A 21600-nucleotide genomic window follows, 5' to 3' on the forward strand; every position below is an offset into this window, starting at 1 on the left:
AGACCCTCATGTACCAGCAGATGATCTTCGTGAACCTGCCCGTGAACGACCTCGACGCCTCGAAGAAGTTCTTCACGGAACTCGGCTACACGATCAACCCGCAGTTCAGCGACGAGAACGCGGCCTCCGTGGTGATCAGCGACACCATCGTCGCGATGCTGCTCACCAAGCCGTTCTACTCGACCTTCACCAAGAAAGAGATCGCCGACGCCACCACGACCAGCGAGGTGCTCGTCTGTCTGAGCGCCGAGAGCCGCGAGAAGGTGGACGAGCTGGTCGACAAGGCGATCGCGGCGGGCGGCACGGCCACCGGCCAGACCCAGGACCACGGCTTCATGTACGGCCGCGCCTTCGACGACCTCGACGGCCACACCTGGGAGGTCATGTGGATGGACCCGTCCGCGATCCAGGGCTGACCCTCGACGACGGGATGCTGGAGGACGCGCTCCAACTCCTCGCCAGGGCACCCTCGTTCCGCCCTCCGTCACCAACGTGATCAAACATCTCGGTGGTTAATAAGAAGGTAAAGCCAACGGCCGCTCGCGGCATATGCATTGACACTGCTTATGGAGCGCTTATAGACCTGTGAGCCTCCTGGGGGTGCTGGGGCACTCACCTCATCCGGTGCCTCAACTCCTCCACAGCCCCCCGCAGTTATGCACTCTGTAAAGGACAAACGTTGTCCATAACTCACCGTGGCGTACGCCGTTCCGTGCGCGCTCTGGGTGTTGTGTCCGCTTCTGCCGCGGTCGTGCTGGGAGTGGCCGGCTCCGCGCTCGCGTGCAACATCAGTGACTTCTCCGCCGAAGCCAAGTGCGACGGCCAGAAGGGCATCATCGTCGTCACCGACACCGACCTCTCAGGCACTCCTGCCACCATCACCGTGTTCCGCCAGAATGCGGGCGGGGTCGAGAAGCAGATCGGCGAGCAGGAGGTCAAGGGCTCGGCCGAGGGCGCCCAGGTCACCTTCCAGGAGAACTGGCAGCCGAACGCGACCTACCGCGTCCACGTCAAGGCGACCACCATCCTCGACAGGGACATCACGCCCATCCTCAGCAGCCCGGCCGTAAGCTGCAAGACCGGCAGCCCGACCCCGCCGGCCTCCTCGACGCCGAAGCCGTCGCCGTCGAAGTCCGCCCCGGCCGAGTCCCCGACCCCGTCGGCCTCCGCGTCCAGCTCCGCCCCGGCGAGCGCGGCACCGAGCAACGCGCCGTCCCCGGCGGCCGGCAGCTCGAACCTCGCCGAGACCGGTGCCGACTCCAACACCGGTCTGATCGCCGGCATCGCGGGTGCGCTGGTCGCCGTCGGCGGTGGCGCGGTCTTCTTCGGCATGCGCCGTCGTGGGACCCGCGGCAACGGCTGACGCCTCGCCTCTGTAACAACAGCTCCACCGCGGCCCGTCCCCCTATCCCCAGGGGACGGGCCGCGGCCGTACGCCCCTGTGGCCTCACGGCCGTACAGTCGTACGGCCGTACGGAGGCTCGCTCAGCCGAACTTCGCCCGGTCCAGCCAGAACTCCAGCAGCTCCCGCTCGCCCAGGATCTCCAGTCCGGGGCTGTCCAGGGGCAGCCGGCCGTAGAAGGCGAGCAGCACGGAGGCGACCGGGCCGCGCAGGGCGACCGTGGCCTTCTCGTGCCCGCGCCGCCAGACGATCGCCTCCTCGCCCAGCTCGACCAGCCACTCGGCGTTCAGCGCCGGGTCGGTGTCGGTGGCGTGCAGGTGGATGCTGCTGCCCGGCCGGCTCAGGTCCCGCGCCGGGTCCTTCGGCATGTTCCGCTGCACCCACTCCACCAGTTGAAGCCACTCGTCCAGCGCGTCCGCGGCGACGTCCGGCGCGAGCTCGTACGGCAGCCCGGCGGCGAGCGTGGCGTCGGCGCGGTGCACGGTGATCTCGTGGGTCATCCGGCGCGCCCAGAACCCCGCGTTCGCCACCCCGGCCCAGGCCCACACCTCGGTGTCCGGCCCGGCCTCGCGCAGCGCGCCGACGACCAGGTCCCCGGTCTGAGCGAGCCACTGGTCCAGAGCGGCCGCGTCACCCCGCTTCTCGGGGCCCTCGTGCAGCGGGATCCGCTCGGGCGGGATGTTCTCCCGCGCCCGGCTCCGCACCAGGGCATCGACCCAGCGCAGGGCGCCACCCATATGCCGTACGAGATCCTCCAGCGACCAGTCCGGGCACGTCGGCACGGTCGCGGAGAGGTCGGCTCGGGAGGTCACCACGGCTCTCAACTGCTCTACCTGGCGGGCGATTTCGTCACAGTAACGGTCATGCGCGAGCAACGTCATGACCTCACCCTAGGGGCCGGATGATCAGTCCAGCACGACGATTTCGGCCGCGTCGAACTCCACGCCCACCGCGTCCCCGGCCTCCGGCGCGTCCCGCAGCGCACAGGCCGCCTCCAGGCGCGGCCCGTCGTCGCCGGGCCGGAGGTGGACGGCCACATGGGTGCCCTTGAAGGTGCGGGCGGCCACCGTGCAGGGCAGGCCGGCGTCGGCCGCCACGAGCCGTACCCCGGCGGGCCGGACCAGCAGGGTGCGCGCGCCCTGCGGGGAGCCGTCGGGCACCGGGAGCTTTCCCCAGGGGCTGTCGGCGGCCGCACCGGCGACGGTCGCCTCGACCACGTTGTCGAAGCCGAGGAAGCGGGCCACGAACGCGTCGGCCGGGCGCTGCCACACCTCCAGCGGCGTGCCGGACTGCGCGATCCGCCCGTCCCGCATCACCACCACCCGGTCGGCCAGCGCGAACGCCTCGCCCTGGTCGTGGGTCACGGCGAGCACGGTCGTCCCCAACCGGCCGAACAGCTCCCGCAGTTCGACCACCAGGCGTTCCCGCAACGAGCGGTCGAGCTGGCCGAGCGGCTCGTCCAGCATCAGCAGCCGGGGCTCGGGCGCGAGCGCGCGGGCGAGGGCCACGCGCTGCTGCTCGCCACCGGACAGCCCGGCCACGGCCCGCCGGGCGGCTCCCGGCAGTCCGACCAGTTCCAGCAACTGCCCGACCTGCGTGTCCCGTTCGCCCTTGGCGGCGCCCTGCATCCGCGGCCCGAACGCCACGTTCGCGCCGACGTCCCGCTGCGGGAAGAGCTGGTGGTCCTGGAACATCAGGCCGACGCCCCGCTTGTGCGCGGGTACGCCCGTCTGGTCCCGGCCGTCGAGCACGACCCGTCCGCCGGACAGGGGCTGAAGCCCGGCGACCGCCCGCAGCAGGGTCGACTTCCCGCTGCCGCTGGGCCCGAGGACGCACACCACCTCGTGCTCGGCGACGTCGAGGTCGACCGCGTCGAGTACGGCCCGCCCGCCGAAGCGCACGGTCGCGGCAGCGAGACTGAGCAGCATCAGAACTCCCCCGTCCGGTCGGTGCGCAGCCGCTCCAGGATCAGCAGTGCGGCGGCGCACACCACCATCAGAATGGTCGAGAGGGCCATCGCCTGGCCGTAGTTGAGATCGCCGGGACGGCTGAGCAGCCGGGCCACGGCGACCGGTAGCGTCGGGTTGTCGGGCCGGGCGATGAACACGGTGGCCCCGAACTCGCCGAGCGAGACGGCGAACGCGAACCCGGCAGCGACCAGCAGCGCCCGCCGCACCAGCGGCAGATCCACCTCCCGCCACACCCGCCACGGCGAGGCCCCGAGCACGGCCGCCGCCTCCCGCAGCCGTCCGTCCACGGCACGCAGGACGGGCAGCATGGTGCGTACGACGAAGGGGGCGCCCACCAGTGCCTGTGCGAGCGGGACGAGAATCCAGGACTGTCTGAGGTCCAGTGGCGGCTTGTCGAGCGCGATCAGGAAGCCGAAGCCGACGGTCACGGCGGACACGCCGAGCGGCAGCATCAGCAGCGCGTCGAAGCCCCGCACCAGACGTCCCGCATCCCGGCGGGCCAGCGCGGCGGCGGCGAGACCTCCGATCACCACGGCGATGACGGTGGCAGCGACGGCGTACTGCAGCGAGGTCCACACCGCGTGGATCGGCGCCACCAGGAACGTACCGCCGTCGGCGTTCATCAATGCGCGATAGTAGCCGAAGCCGGGCGCGTCGAGCGAGCGGCGGACGAGAACGGCGAGCGGCAGGACGAGGAGCAGCGCGATGGTGGCGAGGACACCGGCCAGCAGGGCCCATTGGCCGGCGCCGCGCGGGCGGCGGGCGGTCACCTCGGAGGCGACGAGCCGCAGGGGAGTCTCCCGGCGCCGTACCGTCCAGGCGTGCACGGCGAGGATCGCGCCGACGGCGACGAACTGGACGAGGGTCAGGACGGCGGCCGTGGAGAGGTCGAAGACCTCGGAGGTCTGCCGGTAGATCTCCACTTCGAGCGTGGAGAAGGCGGGGCCGCCGAGGATCTGGACGACGCCGAAGGAGGTGAAGGTGAACAGGAACACCATCAGCGCGGCGGCGGCCACGGCGGGCGCCAGCGCGGGCAGGGTCACCTTCCGCCAGGCGTGGAACGGCGAGGCGCCCAGCATCCGGGCGGCCTCCTCCTGCCGGGGGTCGAGCTGGGCCCACAGCCCGCCGACGGTCCGTACGACGACCGCGTAGTTGAAGAAGACGTGCGCCAGCAGGATCGCCCACACCGTGGTGTCCAGCCGTACGCCCCCCACCTCGTCCAGCAGGCCGCCCCGGCCGACCAGCGCCAGGAAGGCGGTGCCGACGACGACCGTCGGCAGCACGAACGGCACGGTGACCACGGCCCGCAGCAGCTGTTTGCCCGGGAAGTCCAGGCGGGCGAAGACATGGGCGGCGGGCAGTGCGAGCAGCAGGGTGAGCGCGGTGGAGGCGAGCGCCTGCCAGGTGGTGAACCACAGCACGTGCCGGATGTCCGGCTGTGTGAGCACGTCCGTGATCCGCCCGAACTGCCAGGCGCCGTCCACCTTCAGTCCGCGCGCGACGATCGCGGCCACGGGCCAGGCGAAGAACAGCGCGAAGAACGCGACGGGCAGGGCCATCAGCCCGAGCCGCGCCGCGTTCCCCGTACGGCCCTTGCGGGGCGCTACTTCAGTACGAGCGAGGTCCACGACTTGACCCACTGGTCGCGGTTGGCGGCGATCTTGCCGGGGGCCATGGTCTCGGGATGCTGGGCGGCCGGGCCGTACGCGGTGAACTCGGCGGGCACCTTGGCGCCCTTCAGCACCGGGTAGACGTACATGTTCAGCGGCATGTCCTCCTGGAACTCCCTGGAAACCAGGAAGTCGATGAACGCCTTGGCACCCTTGGGGTTCTTGGCGTTGCTGAGCAGTCCGGCGAACTCGATCTGCCGGAAGCAGGTGCCGTTCGCCACGCCGGTCGGGGCGGTGCTGGGCCGCTTCTTGGCGTAGATCACCTCGGCGGGCGGCGAGGAGGCGTACGACACCACCAGCGGCCGGTCACCGCCGGCCTTCCTGCCCTCGGAGGAGCCGGAGAATTCCTGGTAGTAGGCCTGCTCCCAGCCGTCGACGACCTTGACGCCGTTGGCCTTGAGCTTCTTCCAGTAGTCCTGCCAGCCCTGGTCGCCGAACTGCGCGGCGCTGCCCAGCAGGAAGCCGAGGCCGGGCGAGGAGGTGGCGGCGTTCTCCGTGACGAGGAGGTTCTTGTACTCGGGCTTGGCCAGGTCGGCGAAGGACTGCGGCGGGGTCAGCTTGTGCTTGCCGAAGTAGGCCTTGTCGTAGTTGACGCAGATGTCGCCGTAGTCGACGGGCGTGACCCGGTGCTGTGCCTGGTCGAGTTGGTAGGCGGCGCCGACCTTGTCGAGGCCCTTGGCGGTGTACGACTCGAAGAGGCCGTTGTCGAGGGCGCGGGACAGCAGGGTGTTGTCGACGCCGAAGAAGACGTCGCCCTGCGGGTTGTCCTTAGTGAGGATCGCCTTGTTGACGGCCTGCCCTGCGTCGCCGTCCTTGAGGACGTGGACCTTGTACCCGCTCTGCTTCTCGAAGTCGTCGAGCACGCTCTTGGAGACGGCCCATGAGTCGTGGCTGACGAGGGTGACGGTCTTGGAGTCCGCGGACGACGACTTCGTCTCGCTGGTACCGCATGCGGACAGGCTGATGAGTCCGAGGCCGACCGCAGCGGCCACGAGGGTCTTCTTGTGCACTGGTATGTCCTCCTGGGGGTTGGCCAGGAAGAACGCGGCCCCGCCCGGGACCCCGGGCAGGGCACGACAGCTTGAGCGATGACCGAACTTCCTACCCAGAATGACCTGGGCGAGGTTCAGAGGGTCTGCGGCCCGATTGCCGCACTCTCAGCGCTGTGGCGCTCCCCTGTCGGAATATGAAGTTATGAAGATATCCGGACCGGGTCAGATTACCGCTCGGTGGCCGCGAGCTGACCACAGGCTCCGTCGATCTCCTGCCCACGGGTGTCCCGGATGGTGACGGGCACGCCGTGCGCGGCGATGGCTTCGACGAAGGCCTTCTCGTCCTCGGGCCGCGAGGCCGTCCACTTCGAGCCCGGCGTCGGGTTCAGCGGAATGAGATTGACGTGCACGGGCTTGCCCTTGAGCAGCCGCCCGAGCCGGTCACCGCGCCACGCCTGGTCATTGATGTCGCGGATCAGCGCGTACTCGATGGACAGCCGGCGCCCGCTCTTCTCGACGTACTCGAACCCGGCGTCCAGCACCTCGCGCACCTTCCACCGCGTGTTCACGGGGACGAGGGTGTCGCGCAGCTCGTCGTCGGGGGCGTGCAGGGAGATCGCGAGCCGGCACTTGAAGCCCTCGTCGGCGAACCGGTGGATGGCCGGCACCAGCCCGACGGTCGAGACAGTGATCCCGCGCTGCGAGAGCCCGAGCCCGTCGGGGGCGGGGTCGGTGAGTGCCCGGACGGCTCCCACGACTCGGTTGTAGTTGGCGAGCGGCTCGCCCATGCCCATGAAGACGATGTTGGACAGCCGCGCGTGCCCGCCGGGCACCTCGCCGTCCCGCAGCGCGCGCATCCCGTCGACGATCTGGTGCACGATCTCAGCGGTGGACAGATTCCGGTCCAGCCCGGCCTGCCCGGTGGCGCAGAAGGGACAGTTCATCCCGCATCCGGCCTGCGAGCTGATGCACATGGTGACCCGGTCCGGATACCGCATCAGCACGGACTCGACGAGCGTCCCGTCGAACAGCCGCCACAGCGTCTTGCGCGTGGTCCCCTGGTCGGTGGACAGATGCCGTACGACGGTCATCAGCTCCGGGAACAGCGCCTCCTGCAGCTTCCCGCGCGACCCGGCGGGGATGTCGGTCCACTGCTCCGGGTCGTGCGCGTACCGCGCGAAGTAGTGCTGCGAGAGCTGCTTGGCACGGAACGGCTTCTCCCCGATCTCGGCCACCGCGTCCTTGCGCTCGGCGGGCGAGAGATCGGCAAGGTGCCGCGGCGGCTTCTTGGCTCCGCGCGGTGCGACGAAAGTAAGTTCTCCGGGCTTAGGCATGGCTGTACCAGTGTCGCAGATCCAATCGGGTGACCTGCGGCTGCGGCTCGCTACGACTGTCGTTAGTAGGGATCAACGGTCGCCACTGAGCGGCGTCGGACGGCCCAGAGACGGCCCAAGGGTGATCACTCGTGGTCTGCCTGCCACTCATCGAGGCCCACTCTGACCTGGTGGGTTTTCGGCGTGTCAGACCTCACCACTGACGAAGGCCCCGAGGGCCGGTAGATCCGTCCCCTGCGGCATGGATGTGATCTACGCGAGCGCTATGGCGTCCGGAACGCCATCGGTACGTCTGAACACCCCGAAGTGCTGGCGACCAATGACCTCCTCCGTGATCCGGGCCTCCAAAGGCACGGCTGTGATGGTTGCCGCCCAACTCTTCCGCACCGCGTGCGCGGCTGGCACCTCCAGGAACGGCGGCCGCCCCAGGCTCACTGGGAAGTTGCCCCAATCTTGCTCCGTGGGCTCAAGGCATCCGTAAGATCTACTGGAGATGGTCTTGTTCAGCAATGGGCTGTGAGTGAAGTAGGGGCGACAGGGCGGAAAGATGGTGCAGTCAGGCATCACCAACACGGGCTCAATGACCACGGACGTGCTAATCCAGCATCGTCGTGAAATTGCAGATCTCAAGCAACGTATCAAGAACCGCCGCCTTCAAGTGATCGGTCTGTACGGAACTCCACCTCTAGCCATTGCCGTGCTCTTGGCGTGGGCTGGTTTGAAGATGCTTCTATGGCTGCATTCGAGTATGCCAAGTGCACTCAACGGAATCCTTGGCGGTATGGCATTTCTACTAGGCGTGGCTTTTGTCGCACAGGCGCTAGTTGAGTTCCATAGCGACTTCAGCGACGTATGGAGAGATCGACAGACCTCGGTCCGAGAGCTCAAGCTCGAACTTTCCTTGGCTGAAGAGCGTCATATTCTCGAAGCCAGGCGGCGTACCCCTCCACCAATGGATCGGCAGTCTTCCTATAAGGAAAGACTGCCGGGGGAGATATCTCGATTGCGTGAAGAGTCGCGGCATTATCGCCGTGTGCATCTCCTGATGCAATGGCTCCTCTTCGTTAGCTCATCGGCTGTTTCAGCTGTTACTGCTTGGTATGACCCGCCCCAGCCCGCAAAGGGTGCTCTCATCGGCCTTGGTTCCATCGTGACTGTGATTACTGCTGCAGCTGGTTACTTCAAACCCCGAGAGCGTGCTTTCAACCTTCAGCAGACGGCCGACAGTATCGAGCAGCACGCTAACGCTCTTGAGCTGGGAATTGCTCCGTACAACATGACTGAGGATGAAAGGAACCTGGAACTATTCGCAACCACCGTAGAAGGATTGCGCGCCGAGCAGCGAATGCGAGAGCAGCAACTTGATCAGCCACAGCAGGGGCAGCAGCAAGTCATCTAGCGAAGAGGAGCCGTCCCGGATCGGCGAAAATTTCCGAGTGCCAGTTTTGAGAGGGAGGGGAAAATTCACTAGGCTCTGGCAAGCCATTGAACAACTCCTGGAGGCACCGTTCTCACGCAATGCGTGAGACAGTGACACGGTGCACTGCCTCGCCGTCCTCGTCATCGACGAAAGAGGCGACTTCCCTGTTCAGGACCCAAGTCGATACTGATTGCGGGTCCAGCAAGGCATTGAAAGTAATTCCCTCCAATGTGGCCTCCGCCCATTGAAATTCCATACGGCGTAAGTGATAGACCCGTCCCCGCGACGGTTTCATAGACTTCCACAGCCGTCAGCGGGTACTCCGGCATGTCCTTACAGTTGACCATATGAGGGTATCGGCTGGCAAATTTTTCACTATTTTCCAATGTGAAGAACTCGACCCGGAACCGGTCACCATTTGAATGGTTAACTTCGACTATTCGTCCGTTTGGTGGGCAGATTACTTCGTCGGCGCCAGGCGTAACAGTCCAGACGTTTTGCTCAATCTCGGCCCGAGGACGGCGTGCCAGGGTTGGCATCTTCACATTCAATAGGAGGTAACCGTCCTCGTCCCTTTCGAACCAAATAGACTTGACTCCTCCGATCTCAAGTGCCGTGTAGCACTCGTAGCTGAAATTGTCGGCAGCGACCATCAAGATCTTGTGTCTCATCCAGTCAAAGCGACCCCGTACAACAGAAGCCCGAGACTTTCCTTCGCGTTTTAGAGTGCGAACCTGATCATCGGTAAATGCTCCGTTATCGGCCTTGTCTGCATGCTCTCGACAGAGGGCTACCATTCCTTCTGGGCGATGATGCTTCTCGGCCCGCCACGGCGGGTCAAAGTGGTGCCATGTCAAATACGGAGAACCGCAACCTTCTACTGGGCAGCAGAATCCGACTTCTTGACGGAGTCGCCTTAGCACATCCCTAGGGGGCTTACGGGAAATCTCAGACATATCCGCCTCCGGTTGGCGTTCAGCTGTCCATAAGACCTATTACACTACCTGCCAATTGCGCCGCTGAGCTACCAGTCGGCGGAGTCTCGATCAGCCAGGCGAGCTGCCCGTGTGCCGCCCATCAGTGAGGGCGGCACACGGTGCCGGCCAGGCTTTGAGGTCAGCCGTCATCCTTGTCAGGTCGATCACGGGGAGTCGGCGACATCGGTCAACCCGCTGAAGTCCTCGGCTGATCGTCCGGTCAGGTTCGGCGTCGGTCGCCGGTGTCCGCGCTTGTTGATGTCAGCCGTTGATGTCAGGCATCCGGGCCCCTCTTGACAGATCCGCCCACCACACTCAGAGGGCGGCACGCGAGCTGATGCCCGTTTTGCTATTGCGGTTGGGTGCAGATCCCTTCAGGGGACTGCACCTTTGCGGATAACTGGGGCATCGCAGGTCGCCCTCCCCTCGGCGCTGTGGCCAGGCGTGGCACGTTACTCCTCGTCGATGGTCTGCAGCTCGACGGGCCGGTCGGCCACGTCCATGGTCTGTGGCGTGGCCAGCAGCTTGTTCAGTCCAAGGGTCAACTGCACGACGAACATGCTCAGTAGGACGGCCAGGGCTATTCGGACCAGGCTGTAGATGGCGTCGACGTTCGCCGCGGTCTCGTAGTCGCCGGGCGTTTGAAGGTTGGAGTTGGTCACGAATGAGAGGTAGAGCGCGGCGAAAACCGACAGGAGCCACGCGCCGTAGGTCCAGACGACTCCGCGGCCGCCGGGCAGGGCCCTGGTCCATCCCAGCCCGATGTCGGTGCGTGACATGGCGTTCGCGTGGCCGGCGCGCGCCCACCGCTGGTAGGCGTACAGAACTGCCATGAAGGCTGCGAAGCGCAACATGTTCGTGGTGTTGATCGTTTGGAGTGCGCTGTGCAAAGCCTGCCGGTCGTAGCCGTCGTTAGCGGCGGCCAAGGCCCATTGGTGGGCCCGCGTGCGCTCGGCGGAGAACCGCACGACCTCGCTGACGATGGCCACCGCGGCTGCAGCCAGTACCGTGAGTAGTGGGCCCGTCATCGAAACCCTCCCCGGACTCACCTTGGACTGGATCAGCAACGCCGCCTTGGCGTTGCGCCCGCGACGCTGAGGCGGCTTCGACAAGTCGCTCTCCTGCTGACAGACCGGACACAGCCCTTTGATCCCGTCAAAAGCAACTTCACGCTGCCGACACTTCCGACACGTCAGTAGCATCCCGCGCCCCCTCCTTGCTTGATCGCGGTTGAATTGAGCGCCGCATGCTATTGGGTCCGCCAGAGACGCGTCGATACCTCCAACGCAGTGAAGATCGAGGATCTGCGCCCATTTCGGGGACACCCCAACACGACCGAGCCCTCCGGTAAGTGCGGATGCCGCGTTCCTGCACGCTCCGGAGACGACAGATGTGACAATACGTCACGTACCGCCCTCTCATACCTCATCACCTATCCCACGGTGTCGATTGCGCAGGTGAGGCGTGGGGTGGACCGGTGCGGCGCGGGTGACCACGCGGCCGGTGGAGTCTTAATGACCCAGTCAAGCGCCGTGGGCCGGGTGCTTCAGCACCAGTCTGGAGATCGCGTATGCGGATGGTGTCTGGCCTGGGGCGTTGCTGACCTGCGCCGCAACTGGCCGTGATCTTGGTAGGAGCTCAGAGCTGCGGCATGCCGGCAGCGATCTCGAACCCGGAGGACTCGTCCCAAGGAACCGCCTCCCACAGGCTCACCACGGCGGCCCAAATGCGGTGCAGCAGCGCCCAGTCGGGGTTGTCCCCGCTGAGGGTGACGGTGGCTAGCAGGTCGCATCCCCAGATGCCCTGCTCGTCATTAGGCGATGCAGTGATCACAGACTCTGCGATCTCTGCTACGCCCACGTGTACTTCCAGGGTCAGCAAGTCCGCGACTGGCCTGTCGCTGTCGCTGGAACCAGTACCGAGCCTGAACGCGGCCACCGAATCCCCGAACGGCCCCAACCACTCGCCCACCAGGCGGTCGCCGCTCTCCAGCAGGTAGTCCAGCAGGCGATCAAGCGCCTCGTCGCCTCTGTCTTCTCCAGAGCGGCAGAAGAAGCTGAGTTGGTAGGCCACGATTCCCGGGACTGTAAATCGTTCGGTGTAACTCCCGATCATGGAAGATGCATCGATGACCAGTGAGAACGTGGCCGAGCACGAGGTCGACGAGTCGGCAGCGGCTGTGAACGCCGTGGACGACAAGCTGATCGACGAGCTGGTGAGCCGGGCCCAGGCCCAGGCCGAGGGTCTGCAGCTGACCGGCGAGGGCGGGCTGCTGCAGCAGCTGACCAAGAGGCTCTTGGAGTCCGCCCTCGAAGGCGAGATCACCGATCACCTCGGCTATGACAAGCACGACCCTGCGGGCAAAGACGGTGGCAACTCCCGTAACGGCAAACGCTCCAAGACCGTGCTGACCGACGTGGGACCGGTAGAGATAGCCGTGCCCCGCGACCGGGACGGCTCCTTCGAGCCGAAGATCGTCAAGAAGCGGCAGAAGCGCCTGACCGGCGTCGACGAGATGGTGATCTCACTGGCCGCGAAGGGCCTGACCACCGGAGAGGTCCAGGCCCACCTGGCGGAGGTCTACGGCGCCGAGGTCTCCCGGCAGACCATCTCCACCATCACCGACAAGGTCCTCGAGGGCATGGCCGAATGGCAAAGCCGCCCCCTCGACGCCGTCTACCCGGTGGTCTTCATCGACGCCATCCACGTGAAGATCCGGGTTCTGTCGACGATCTTGTGATCCGGACGGCTGAGCACGTCGCTTCGGCTGTTCGCGATCATGCATCGCGTGCCCTCGTGATGTGCTCCTGGAGCTGTTTCCGTCCCTGTCCACGTTGCTGATAGAGGAGGTTGAGCGGCGACCGGACCAGGTAGTGCTGAGAACGCGGGTGCGGGCGACGACTGGATCGTGTCGGTGCGGTCAGAGCTCGGCCCGGGTGCACGGTCGGTACGTACGCAGGCTGCGTGATGTCGCTGTGGGCGGGCTCGGTGTCGTGATCGAGTTATGCGTGCGCCGTTTCCGCTGCGAGAACCCTGCCTGCACGGCAGTGACGTTCGCCGAGCAGGTCTCGGGACTGACCACCCCGCACAGTCGGCATACTCCCCTGCTGCGCGAGGTGTTGACGCAGATCGGGCTGGCCCTGGCCGGCCGGGCAGGAGCCCGGCTGGCAGCCGCGGTCGGCCTCACCATAGGCAAGGACACGCTGTTGCGGCTGGTCAGGTCCTTGCCTGAGCCGGAGATCGGCAAGGTGGATATCCTCGGCGTCGACGACTTCGCCTTCCGCAAGGGCCGCCACTACGGCACGGTATTGATCGACATGGCCACCCACCGGCCGCTGCACCTCTACGACGGCCGCGAAGGTGACGACCTGGCCGCATGGCTCCGCGATCACCCCGAGGTGACGGTCATTTGCCGGGACCGTTCCAGCGGATACGGGGAGGGCGCTCGGGTCGGGGCGCCGCAGGCCCAACAGGTCGCGGATCGCTATCACCTGTGGGCCAACCTCGGCCAGGCGGTCGAGAAGACGGTCAACGCCCATAGCTCCCGCCTGGCCGAAGTGCCTCCCGGCTCGGCATCCAGCCCCGATCACGTGGAGGTGGAGCCCGAGGTGGTCCAGCCGCCGAAAGAGCTGAAGATCGTGATCCGGCTGCGTGCGCAGCACGCAGCCGTCCACGACCTGTGGCATCAGGGGATGTCGAAGGCGGCGATCGGCCGGAAGGTCGGGCTGCACCAGGCAACCGTCCGCAAACTGGTCAACGCCCGTTCCGCCGACGATGTCGTGGCCAAGAACCTCCAACGAGCGCATGTCGTGGACCCATACGTCGGCTACTTGCACCGGCGCTGGAACGAGGGCGTCAGGAACGCCGCCCAGCTCTACCGCGAGATCAGACAACTCGGCTATCCAGGCGGAGAGCTGGCCGTCCAGCGGCATCTGCGGCGCTACCGGACCGGGCGCGGACACGCACCCGATCCGGGACCGAAGCCTCCATCGGTCCGCGAAGTCACCTCCTGGAACATGACCCACCCCGAGCACCTACGGGACGAGCACGCCGACAAGCTGCACCGACTGCGTGAGCGCGATCCCGAACTCGACCGGCTCACTCTTCACATCAGGAAGTTCGCCGCGATGATGACCGGCCGCCACGGCGACCGCCTCGAAGACTGGATCACCGACGTCGAACGGGACAGTCTGGCTCCGCTTGCGGGCTTCGCCCGCAACCTCCGCCGCGACTTTGACGCCGTCCGCAACGGGCTCTCTCTGCCGCACAGTTCCGGCGCCGTCGAGGGCAACATCAACCGACTCAAGATGCTGAAGCGCCAGATGTTCGGCAGGGCCAGTCTCGATCTGCTTCGCAAACGCGTCCTGCTCGCACGGTGAGCCTCGACCCCTCGGATCACAAGATCGTCGACAGAACCAAGATCCGCGACGGCGCGGTTGCCAATCGGCCCATCTACGTGGCCCTGGCCGTCACGGCGGAGGGCCGACGCGAGACCCTGGGCCTGTGGGCCGGCGACGGCGGCGAGGGCGCCAAGCACTGGCTGCACATCCTCAACGAAATCAAGAACCGCGGCGTCAACGACGTGCTGATGCTGGTCTGCGACGGGCTCAAGGGCCTGCCCGAGGCGGTGGAGACGGTCTGGCCCCGCACCATCGTGCAGACCTGCGTGGTCCACCTGTTGCGGAACTCCTTCCGCTATGCCGCCCGTCAGGACTGGGACAAGATCGCCAAGCTCCTCAAGCCCGTCTACACCGCTCAGACCGAGGAGGCTGCCCTGGACCGGTTCGCGGGGTTCGCCGATGCCTGGGGCGGGAAGTATCCGGCGATCGTGAAACTGTGGGAGAACGCGTGGGAGGAGTTCACTCCGTTCCTGCGGTTCGATACCGAGATCCGCCGGATCGTCTGCACCACCAACGCGATTGAGTCCGTCAACGCGCGGATCCGGCGAGCAGTCAAGGCCCGCGGGCACTTCCCGAACGAGCAGGCCGCCCTGAAGTGCGTCTACATGGCGATCACGTCGCTCGATCCCACCGGCAAGGGCCAGGCCCGCTGGACCATGCGCTGGAAGACCGCACTGAACGCCTTCGACATCACCTTCGACGGCCGACTCTCCGCGGCCCGCCAGTAACCATCAACTACCCAGTTACACCGCTCGTTTGACAGACCCGTGGCACGCCTGCGGGCCCCATAAAATGGGGCCCACAGGGATAACTCCGCGCAAGTCGTGATGCGCTATTTGTATGCGGCGAGGGCGGCGAAGTAGACACCAAGGCTGCTGGCTGCGGCGCCCGCGCCCGTGAGGAGTGCGTTCGGCATGCTAGCGCCGGATCGGTAAGCAAGTAGGCCCGCTGTGATCGCGATATTGAGAGCCACAGAGAGGGCAAGCAGTAGGGACAGGAACTGGACTTGGTTCATCACGTGGACTCCCGTGATCAAGGACGGCCTAGGGCAGGCCGTGCGCGACGAGTCCGAAGCTGCCTGTCCAAGTAGCCGTCCAAGAGGAGTCCCTCTCGGATTGGACACGTACCACCAAGCTGCGCAGATAGGTCGCTACGGATCCCGGCTCGACTGACGTTCTTGTCCACCCAATGTCCACGGGGCATGCTGGACACTCCCTCCTGAGCTGCGAGTGGCAAAGCGTGTGGTGATGACAGAACCGACAGCTGCGGGCACATCTGAATTCGCTGGGCAAATCGCCAAGTTGGCCGCGTTTCGAAACAACCAACTGCAACGTCAACCGTCGGACCGTGCGTTGGCTGAAGCCGTCGGGGTCAGCCCGACCACGATCGGGGACTGGTTGCGCGCCGTCCGGTTTCCCCAGCGGGTCGAATTACTGCTGGACTTGGTACGGGCAGTGCAGTTACAGGCTGAGCACGCAGGGCTAGCCGACGCCCCAACGGCTACGGAGCTCCTGAGTGCGCAGCGGTGGCGTCTCCTGTACCAAGCCGAGGCTCAACTGCGCGCGCACGGGACAAGCGCAGCGGTGGCAGCTCAGCAGGGCCGTGCGGTGCTGGAGCGTATGCGACCGGGCCAACCGTTGGGCGCGATATCCGACCCCTTTCATCTTGAAGTACACCACGCCATCGACTCTTCGGTTGCGGGTCTGCCAATGCTTCCGCCATACGTTCCGCGCGAGCACGACTACCGGCTGGCCAAGGTAGTGGCGCAGGCTGCCGCTGGTGAGAGCCGGATCGCGGTGCTGGTGGGCGGGTCCTCGACCGGCAAGACGCGAGCCTGCTGGGAAACACTGAAGACGCTACGCGCTCAAGATGAGCCCTGGCGGCTGTGGCACCCCATCGATCCCTCCCGACCCGACGCTGCCCTAGCTGAACTACCCAACATCGCTCCACATACAGTGGTCTGGCTTAACGAGGCCCAGTTCTACTTGGCGCCTGACAGGCTCGGAGAGCAAGTTGCCGCGGGGCTGCGGAATCTCCTACGCGAGCCGGGGCGAGGGCCGATCCTCGTGCTGGCTACCTTGTGGCCGGAGCACTGGAGCACGCTGACTACGCGTACCAAGCCGGACCTGCATGCCCACGCACGAGAGTTGTTGGACGGGCACAAGATCAAAGTGCCGGATGGATTCACCGGCGACGACCTTGCCGAGCTGGCAGACAACGCCAATCTCGATCCCCGACTCGGCGAGGCGGCCGAGAACGCTCGCAACGGTCAGATCACCCAGTACCTGGCCGGGGTACCGGTCCTATTGGACCGGTACCACGAAGCCCCTCCTGCAACCAAGGCACTCGTCCAGGCTGCCATGGACGCCCGTCGTCTCGGCGCCGGCCCTCGGCTGCCATTGGCACTGCTGGCAGAGGCCGCGCCTGGTTACCTCACCGACCTAGAGTGGGATCAGACCAGCGACGACTGGCTGCAACAGGCCTTGGAGTACACCGCCACCGCATGCAACGGCATCCCCGGAATCCTTATCCCCGTCAAAGCCGGTACACCTCCCAACCAACGCAACCGTCGCATGGGCACCCTCACTGCCGGGCGCCAGCCCGAATCCGGGCACGCAACGCTGTACCGGCTGGCTGACTACCTCGACCAGTACGGCCGCCGCCACCGCGTCGACGACATCCCTCCCATCGCCTTCTGGACCGCAGCCGCCTCCCACGCCCACCCCGCTGACCTCACAGCACTCGGCAACGCAGCCTGGCAGCGCGGCCTCTATCGCGACGCCGCCCAGCTCCACAAACACGCCATCACCCACGGCGCCCAAGACGCCTCTCCCACGCTCGTCGCTCATCTCCACACCCTGCATCCCGATGACCGCCGCCCGGCCCAATGGGTCACAGTCAACATCGCTTTTGACGACCCGGGTCATGTGATCAAGCTACTCGGCAGATTTCACGGGGGTCCTGCGGACGAACAGCTAACCGCCTTGGCCGAGCAAGCCGCCACCCGCGTCGCCCTCGACGATGGGCAACAAGTGGCCAGGCTGCTGAGCAAGTTGCGGGAAGTGGAGGCAGACGAACAGATCACCGCACTGCTGGCCCGCGACCCCGCCACCCACGTCGCCATCGACGATGCGGACCAAGTGGCCACGCTGCTGAGCAAGTTGCGGGAAGTGGAGGCAGACGAACAGATCGCTGCACTGCTGGCCCGCGACCCCGCCACCCACATCGCTCTCAATGACCTGGACTCGGTGGCTTGGCTGCTGAAGGGACTACGGGAGGCAGAGGCAGATGAACAGGTTACGGCCCTGGCCGAGCGAGCCGCTGCATACGCGGCTCTAGACGACCCGGGCGGGGTGGCCGAGCTGCTGTGGCAACTGCGGCAGGCTGGAGCAGACGAACAGATCGCTGCACTGCTGGCCCGCGACCCCGTGGCCCACGTCAACATCCCTCTCGACAACCCATTCGCTGTGCCCTCGTTGCTGGAGTCCCTTCGGCAGGTTGGAGCGGACAAGCAGGTGACAGCGCTGCTCACCCGTTCCCCAGCCCCCCATGTCGACGTAGCTCTCGACGACCCCGTTGCTGTGGCCAGCTTGCTGAACGAACTGAACGAATCTGAGGCAGAGGAACTCATCAGTGCGCTGCTCGCCCGCGACCCTGCCACCCACGTCGCCATCGACGATGCGCAACAAGTGGCCACACTGCTGTGGGAACTGCGGGAGGCTGGAGCAGACGAACAGATCGCTGCACTCCTGGCCCGCGACCCCGCCACCCATGTCACCATGGATGATGCGAACGCCGTTGGCCAGCTGCTGTCGATATTCCAGTTGACGGCAGCAGACGAGCAAGTCACCAGACTGCTGGTCCGCGACCCCGCCACCCACGTCGCGCTTAACGGGGGTTTGGCCGTACTGCTGCAGGTACTGCGGGAAGTCGGAGCGGAGGAACAGGTTGCAAAGCTGCTGGCCCGCGACCTCGCCACCCACGCCGATATTGAAATAGGCAACCCGCCCACTGTGCCAAGGCTGTTGGAAGAACTGCACAACGCACAGGCTGACGAACAGGTCGCCACGTTGGCCGAGCGAGCTGTCATCCACCTCCCTCTCGACAACGCCGACGGCGTCGCCCAACTCCTGGAAATGCTGGTGAAGGTCGGCGCAGACGATCAGATCGCTGCACTCCTGGCGCGCGACCCCGCCACCCACGTCGTCCTCAACGGCACGAACACCGTCAATTGGCTACTGAACGCTCTACAGGCAGTCGGCGCGGAGGAACAGATCAGCACGCTCATCGAACGTCTGCCTGCCGCAGGTCACATCGATCGATTCGTCGAACTCAGTGATCACGAGAAGCGATACAGGTTCGGGCGGGAGCCCGACGGACAGCCTGCCGCCCCCTGGACGTGGGAGGACCTGGAGTGATCGACGCGGTGTCGGTCGACCGGGGCCCAAATACATGAACGAGGGATCAGTAAGTCGGCTCGCTCGGACAGACGCCCTGTCGAGACCCCAGTGAATTTGACGGCCCAGAGACGGCCCGACAGCGTGACCCAGTGCCGTTCCCGCGTCAAACACGCAGGTAGGCGCTCGGTCCCGCCAGATCATTGCCAGTTCTCCGGGCTTAGGCATGGCCTTACCGGTGTCGCAGATCCAATCGGGTGCCCCTCGCGGTCGGCTGCGCCGGAAGCCCACGCGGGCCCGCTGCCGCCTTCGCATCGCCGCTGGGCCCCTGAGCCGGCCGCTTCGCCCGTTCACGGGCCGGGCGGCCTGTGAAGTTCTGCTGACGAACGGTCGGGTTTCCTGGTCGGGCCTTGTCCCGCCTCCTGGCTCTGACGTAACCAGATGAGCCATGAACCTTTTCGGCCGCAACTCCTTCCACCGGCGCGCGCAGCCGTCCGCCGCTCCCGTGGCGACCGCCGCCCCGGCGACCAGTGCCCGCGCCGGCGCCACCGCCGTCCTGCCCGATCCCGAGCTGGCGGGCCTCACCGGCGACTGGCTGATCGATCCCGCGCACAGCAGGATCGGGTTCTCCGTGCGACACGCGATGGTGACGACCGTGCGCGGCGCCTTCACGCAGTACGAGAGCCGCCTCCACTTCGACGGCCGCGACCCGACCCGCTCCCGGGCCGACCTGGTGCTGTACACCGCCAGCGTCGACACCGGCGTCGAGCAGCGCGACGCCCACCTGGTCGGCCGGCAGTTCCTGGACGCCGCCGCCCATCCGCGGATGACGTTCACGAGCACGACCGTGCAGCTCGCGAGCCAGGACGTCTACCGGATGACCGGCGATCTCACCATCAAGGACACCACCCGCCCGGTGGACCTGGAACTCACCTACATCGGTCATGTGACCGACGCGTTCGGTGACGAGCGGGTCGGCTTCGACGGCACCACCACCATCAACCGCTCCGACTGGGGACTTACCTATGACGCCCGGCTGGCTCAGGGCGGGTCCATGGTGAGCGAGACGGTCCGCCTCCAGTTCGACATCGCCGCGATCCGCATCACTGCCACGGTCTGACATCCGTACGCACCACAACGGGCCCCCACCCTCCAGCGAGGACGAGGGCCCGTAAGCCGTACGGCAGCAGACTCAGCCCGAGCCGACGAAAACCACCAGAAGAAGCCACACCACGGGAGCCGTCGGCAGCAGTGAATCCAGCCGGTCCATGATGCCGCCGTGGCCCGGGAGCAAGGTGCCCATGTCCTTGATGCCCAGGTCGCGCTTGATCATGGACTCGCCGAGGTCGCCCAGCGTGGCGCTGCCCGCGACCGCGAGACCCAGCAGCAGGCCCTGCCACCAGGTGCCGTGGCTGATCAGGAACTGCATGCACAGCGCGCCCCCGGCCATCGCGAACAGCACCGCGCCCAGCAGGCCCTCGCGGGTCTTGCCGGGGCTGATCCGCGGGGCCAGTTTGTGCTTGCCGAAGCGCCAGCCGACCGCGTACGCGCCCGTGTCGCTGACGACCGTGAGGAGCAGGAAGGTCAGGACGCGCCAGGGACCGTCCTGCGCGGTCAGCATCATCGCGACGAAGGTGGCCAGGAACGGCACGTAGAACGCCGCGAAGACACCCGCCGTGACGTCCCTGAGATAGCCCTCCGGCGACTCGGTCATCCGCCAGACCAGCGCGGCCAGGGCGGTGAGGGCCATGGCGACCCAGGCACCCTCGGCGCCACGGACGTACCCGGCGACCACCATCCCCGCACCGCCGACCGCGAGCGGCACCAGCGGCGCCTTGATCTGCTTGCGCTCCCGCAGCCTGCTGGTCAGCTCCCACAGGCCGACGACGACGGCGACCGCGATCACCCCGACGAACACGGCCTTCCTGACGAACAGCGACGCGATGATCACCACACCGAGCCCGACCCCGACCCCTATGGCCGCGCTCAGGTCACGGCCCGCGCTCTTCTTCTGCGGCGCTGGCGCCGGCTGGTGGGCGTCGGGCATGGGCTCCGGATTCTGGTTCTCGGCCTGGGCGGTCCGGGCCTGCGGGGGCCGGGGGCGGAACTCGTCCTGGAACAAGGGGCCGCTCAGCCGGGCGGCTCCCCGGTCGCCGTCCTGGTCTCCGCCATACGCGGGTTCGTCGGGCACGATGGGCATGGGGCGAGTGTGCTGCGCCTGAGGCGCATCGTACGCGGGACCCGCCGGGGCGGCGCCCTGGACAGGCCCGCCCTCGGTGGGCCCCCAGTAGCCGGCCGGCCCCGCCGGTGGCGGCGCCCCCCAGGAAGAGTCGCTCATCAGACTTCGAGCAGTTCCGCTTCCTTGTGCTTCAGGAGCTCGTCCACCTGCGCGACGTACTTCGCGGTGGTGTCGTCCAGCTCCTTCTCCGCACGGCGGCCCTCGTCCTCGCCGACCTCGCCGTCCTTGACGAGCTTGTCGATGGCGTCCTTGGCCTTGCGGCGCACGGAGCGGATGGAGACCCGGGAGTCCTCGGCCTTGTGCTTGGCGACCTTGATGTACTCGCGGCGGCGCTCCTCCGTCAGCTCGGGGAACGTCACCCGGATGATGTTGCCGTCGTTGCTGGGGTTGACGCCCAGGTCGGAGTCGCGGATCGCCTGCTCGATGTTGCGCAGCGCGCTCTTGTCGAAGGGCGTCACGACCGCCATGCGCGGCTCCGGCACGGAGAACGAGGCCAGCTGGTTGATCGGCGTCAGGGCACCGTAGTAGTCGGCCACGATCTTGTTGAACATCGCCGGGTGCGCACGGCCGGTGCGGATCGCGGCGAAGTCCTCCTTGGCGACCACGACGGCCTTCTCCATCTTCTCCTCGGCCTCGAGGAGGGTCTCTTCGATCACCACTTGCTCCTGCGTGTCTTGAGTAAGGCCCGGCTGCGGTTCCTCTATCGGGCGGCGGCCGGCTGCGTCGCGTCTTCTTCCTGCACGGTTCCCGACCGGCAGGACATTGTCCATCCCCCGGCCAGGGCGCGTCCCGTCCGTCC

16 protein-coding genes and 2 pseudogenes are annotated in these 21600 nt (G+C 66.5%); 8 read left to right on the forward strand and 10 right to left on the reverse strand.

Annotation, left to right across the window (positions count from 1 at the left end; genetic code table 11):
- The first annotated feature begins 8 nt into the window (after nt 1-8).
- The gene (locus tag M878_RS61120) at nt 9-416 is read left to right on the forward strand and encodes a VOC family protein (protein ID WP_023546433.1); all 408 of its coding nucleotides are present in this window, start codon (nt 9-11) and stop codon (nt 414-416) included.
- Nucleotides 417-712: 296 nt separating this feature from the next.
- Nucleotides 713-1363: an LAETG motif-containing sortase-dependent surface protein gene (locus M878_RS61125; protein WP_031224730.1), complete on the forward strand. Its 651-nt coding sequence runs from the start codon at nt 713-715 to the stop codon at nt 1361-1363.
- A gap of 122 nt (nt 1364-1485) precedes the next feature.
- On the opposite strand, the gene M878_RS61130 is transcribed toward M878_RS61125, so the two are convergent.
- From M878_RS61130 to rlmN, 5 genes are all read right to left on the reverse strand, one after another.
- Nucleotides 1486-2283 (reverse strand): maleylpyruvate isomerase family mycothiol-dependent enzyme, encoded by a 798-nt coding sequence (locus M878_RS61130; protein WP_031224731.1) that lies wholly within the window; start codon nt 2281-2283, stop codon nt 1486-1488.
- Nucleotides 2284-2307: 24 nt separating this feature from the next.
- Nucleotides 2308-3330 carry an ABC transporter ATP-binding protein gene (locus tag M878_RS61135; RefSeq protein WP_023546436.1) on the reverse strand — a complete coding sequence of 341 codons (1023 nt, stop codon included), beginning with the start codon at nt 3328-3330 and terminating at the stop codon, nt 2308-2310.
- Complete coding sequence (locus tag M878_RS61140) at nt 3330-4931, reverse strand: ABC transporter permease (RefSeq protein ID WP_023546437.1); 1602 nt, start codon at nt 4929-4931, stop codon at nt 3330-3332. The genes M878_RS61135 and M878_RS61140 overlap by 1 nt, the downstream gene beginning before the upstream one ends.
- A 44-nt stretch (nt 4932-4975) precedes the next feature.
- Entirely contained in the window at nt 4976-6052 is a 1077-nt protein-coding gene (locus M878_RS61145) for a thiamine ABC transporter substrate-binding protein (protein WP_023546438.1), read from the reverse strand.
- 209 nt (nt 6053-6261) lie between these two features.
- Entirely contained in the window at nt 6262-7368 is a 1107-nt protein-coding gene (gene rlmN, locus M878_RS61150; protein WP_031224732.1) for a dual-specificity RNA methyltransferase RlmN, read from the reverse strand.
- Nucleotides 7369-7948: 580 nt separating this feature from the next.
- On the opposite strand from rlmN, the gene M878_RS97455 reads away from it, so the two are divergent.
- The gene (locus M878_RS97455; RefSeq protein WP_158692682.1) at nt 7949-8767 is read left to right on the forward strand and encodes a DUF4231 domain-containing protein; all 819 of its coding nucleotides are present in this window, start codon (nt 7949-7951) and stop codon (nt 8765-8767) included.
- 161 nt (nt 8768-8928) lie between these two features.
- On the opposite strand, the gene M878_RS97460 is transcribed toward M878_RS97455, so the two are convergent.
- From M878_RS97460 to M878_RS61165, 3 genes are all read right to left on the reverse strand, one after another.
- Nucleotides 8929-9459 (reverse strand): hypothetical protein, encoded by a 531-nt coding sequence (locus tag M878_RS97460; RefSeq protein WP_158692683.1) that lies wholly within the window; start codon nt 9457-9459, stop codon nt 8929-8931.
- Nucleotides 9460-10217: 758 nt separating this feature from the next.
- A complete protein-coding gene (locus M878_RS61160; RefSeq protein WP_158692684.1) occupies nt 10218-10877 on the reverse strand; it encodes a hypothetical protein in 660 nt (219 codons plus the stop codon).
- 526 nt (nt 10878-11403) lie between these two features.
- Nucleotides 11404-11838 (reverse strand): hypothetical protein, encoded by a 435-nt coding sequence (locus M878_RS61165; RefSeq protein WP_023546442.1) that lies wholly within the window; start codon nt 11836-11838, stop codon nt 11404-11406.
- Nucleotides 11839-11893: 55 nt separating this feature from the next.
- Here M878_RS61165 and M878_RS61170 point away from each other — a divergent pair.
- From M878_RS61170 to M878_RS61190, 5 genes and pseudogenes are all read left to right on the forward strand, one after another.
- Nucleotides 11894-12484, forward strand: a pseudogene (locus M878_RS61170) (IS256 family transposase); the annotation flags it as partial.
- A 169-nt stretch (nt 12485-12653) separates the two neighbouring features.
- Entirely contained in the window at nt 12654-14144 is a 1491-nt protein-coding gene (locus M878_RS61175) for an ISL3 family transposase (RefSeq protein ID WP_078630604.1), read from the forward strand.
- 38 nt (nt 14145-14182) lie between these two features.
- Nucleotides 14183-14893: pseudogene (locus M878_RS61180) on the forward strand (IS256 family transposase); the annotation flags it as partial.
- Between the two features lie 519 nt (nt 14894-15412).
- Nucleotides 15413-18583: a hypothetical protein gene (locus tag M878_RS92205; protein WP_158692685.1), complete on the forward strand. Its 3171-nt coding sequence runs from the start codon at nt 15413-15415 to the stop codon at nt 18581-18583.
- Nucleotides 18584-19010: 427 nt separating this feature from the next.
- Nucleotides 19011-19682, forward strand: coding sequence for a YceI family protein (locus M878_RS61190; protein WP_023546448.1), 672 nt, complete (start codon nt 19011-19013; stop codon nt 19680-19682).
- 72 nt (nt 19683-19754) lie between these two features.
- Here M878_RS61190 and M878_RS61195 read toward each other — a convergent pair whose 3' ends face one another.
- Both M878_RS61195 and frr read right to left on the reverse strand, forming a co-directional pair.
- Nucleotides 19755-20900 carry a phosphatidate cytidylyltransferase gene (locus tag M878_RS61195; protein ID WP_037730105.1) on the reverse strand — a complete coding sequence of 382 codons (1146 nt, stop codon included), beginning with the start codon at nt 20898-20900 and terminating at the stop codon, nt 19755-19757.
- Nucleotides 20900-21457, reverse strand: a complete 558-nt coding sequence (frr, locus tag M878_RS61200) for a ribosome recycling factor (protein ID WP_031224736.1) — start codon at nt 21455-21457, stop codon at nt 20900-20902. Before frr ends, M878_RS61195 begins: the two co-directional genes overlap by 1 nt.
- Nucleotides 21458-21600 lie beyond the last annotated feature (143 nt).

The organism is Streptomyces roseochromogenus subsp. oscitans DS 12.976 (genome assembly GCF_000497445.1).
In the GTDB taxonomy this organism is placed as follows: domain Bacteria; phylum Actinomycetota; class Actinomycetes; order Streptomycetales; family Streptomycetaceae; genus Streptomyces; species Streptomyces oscitans.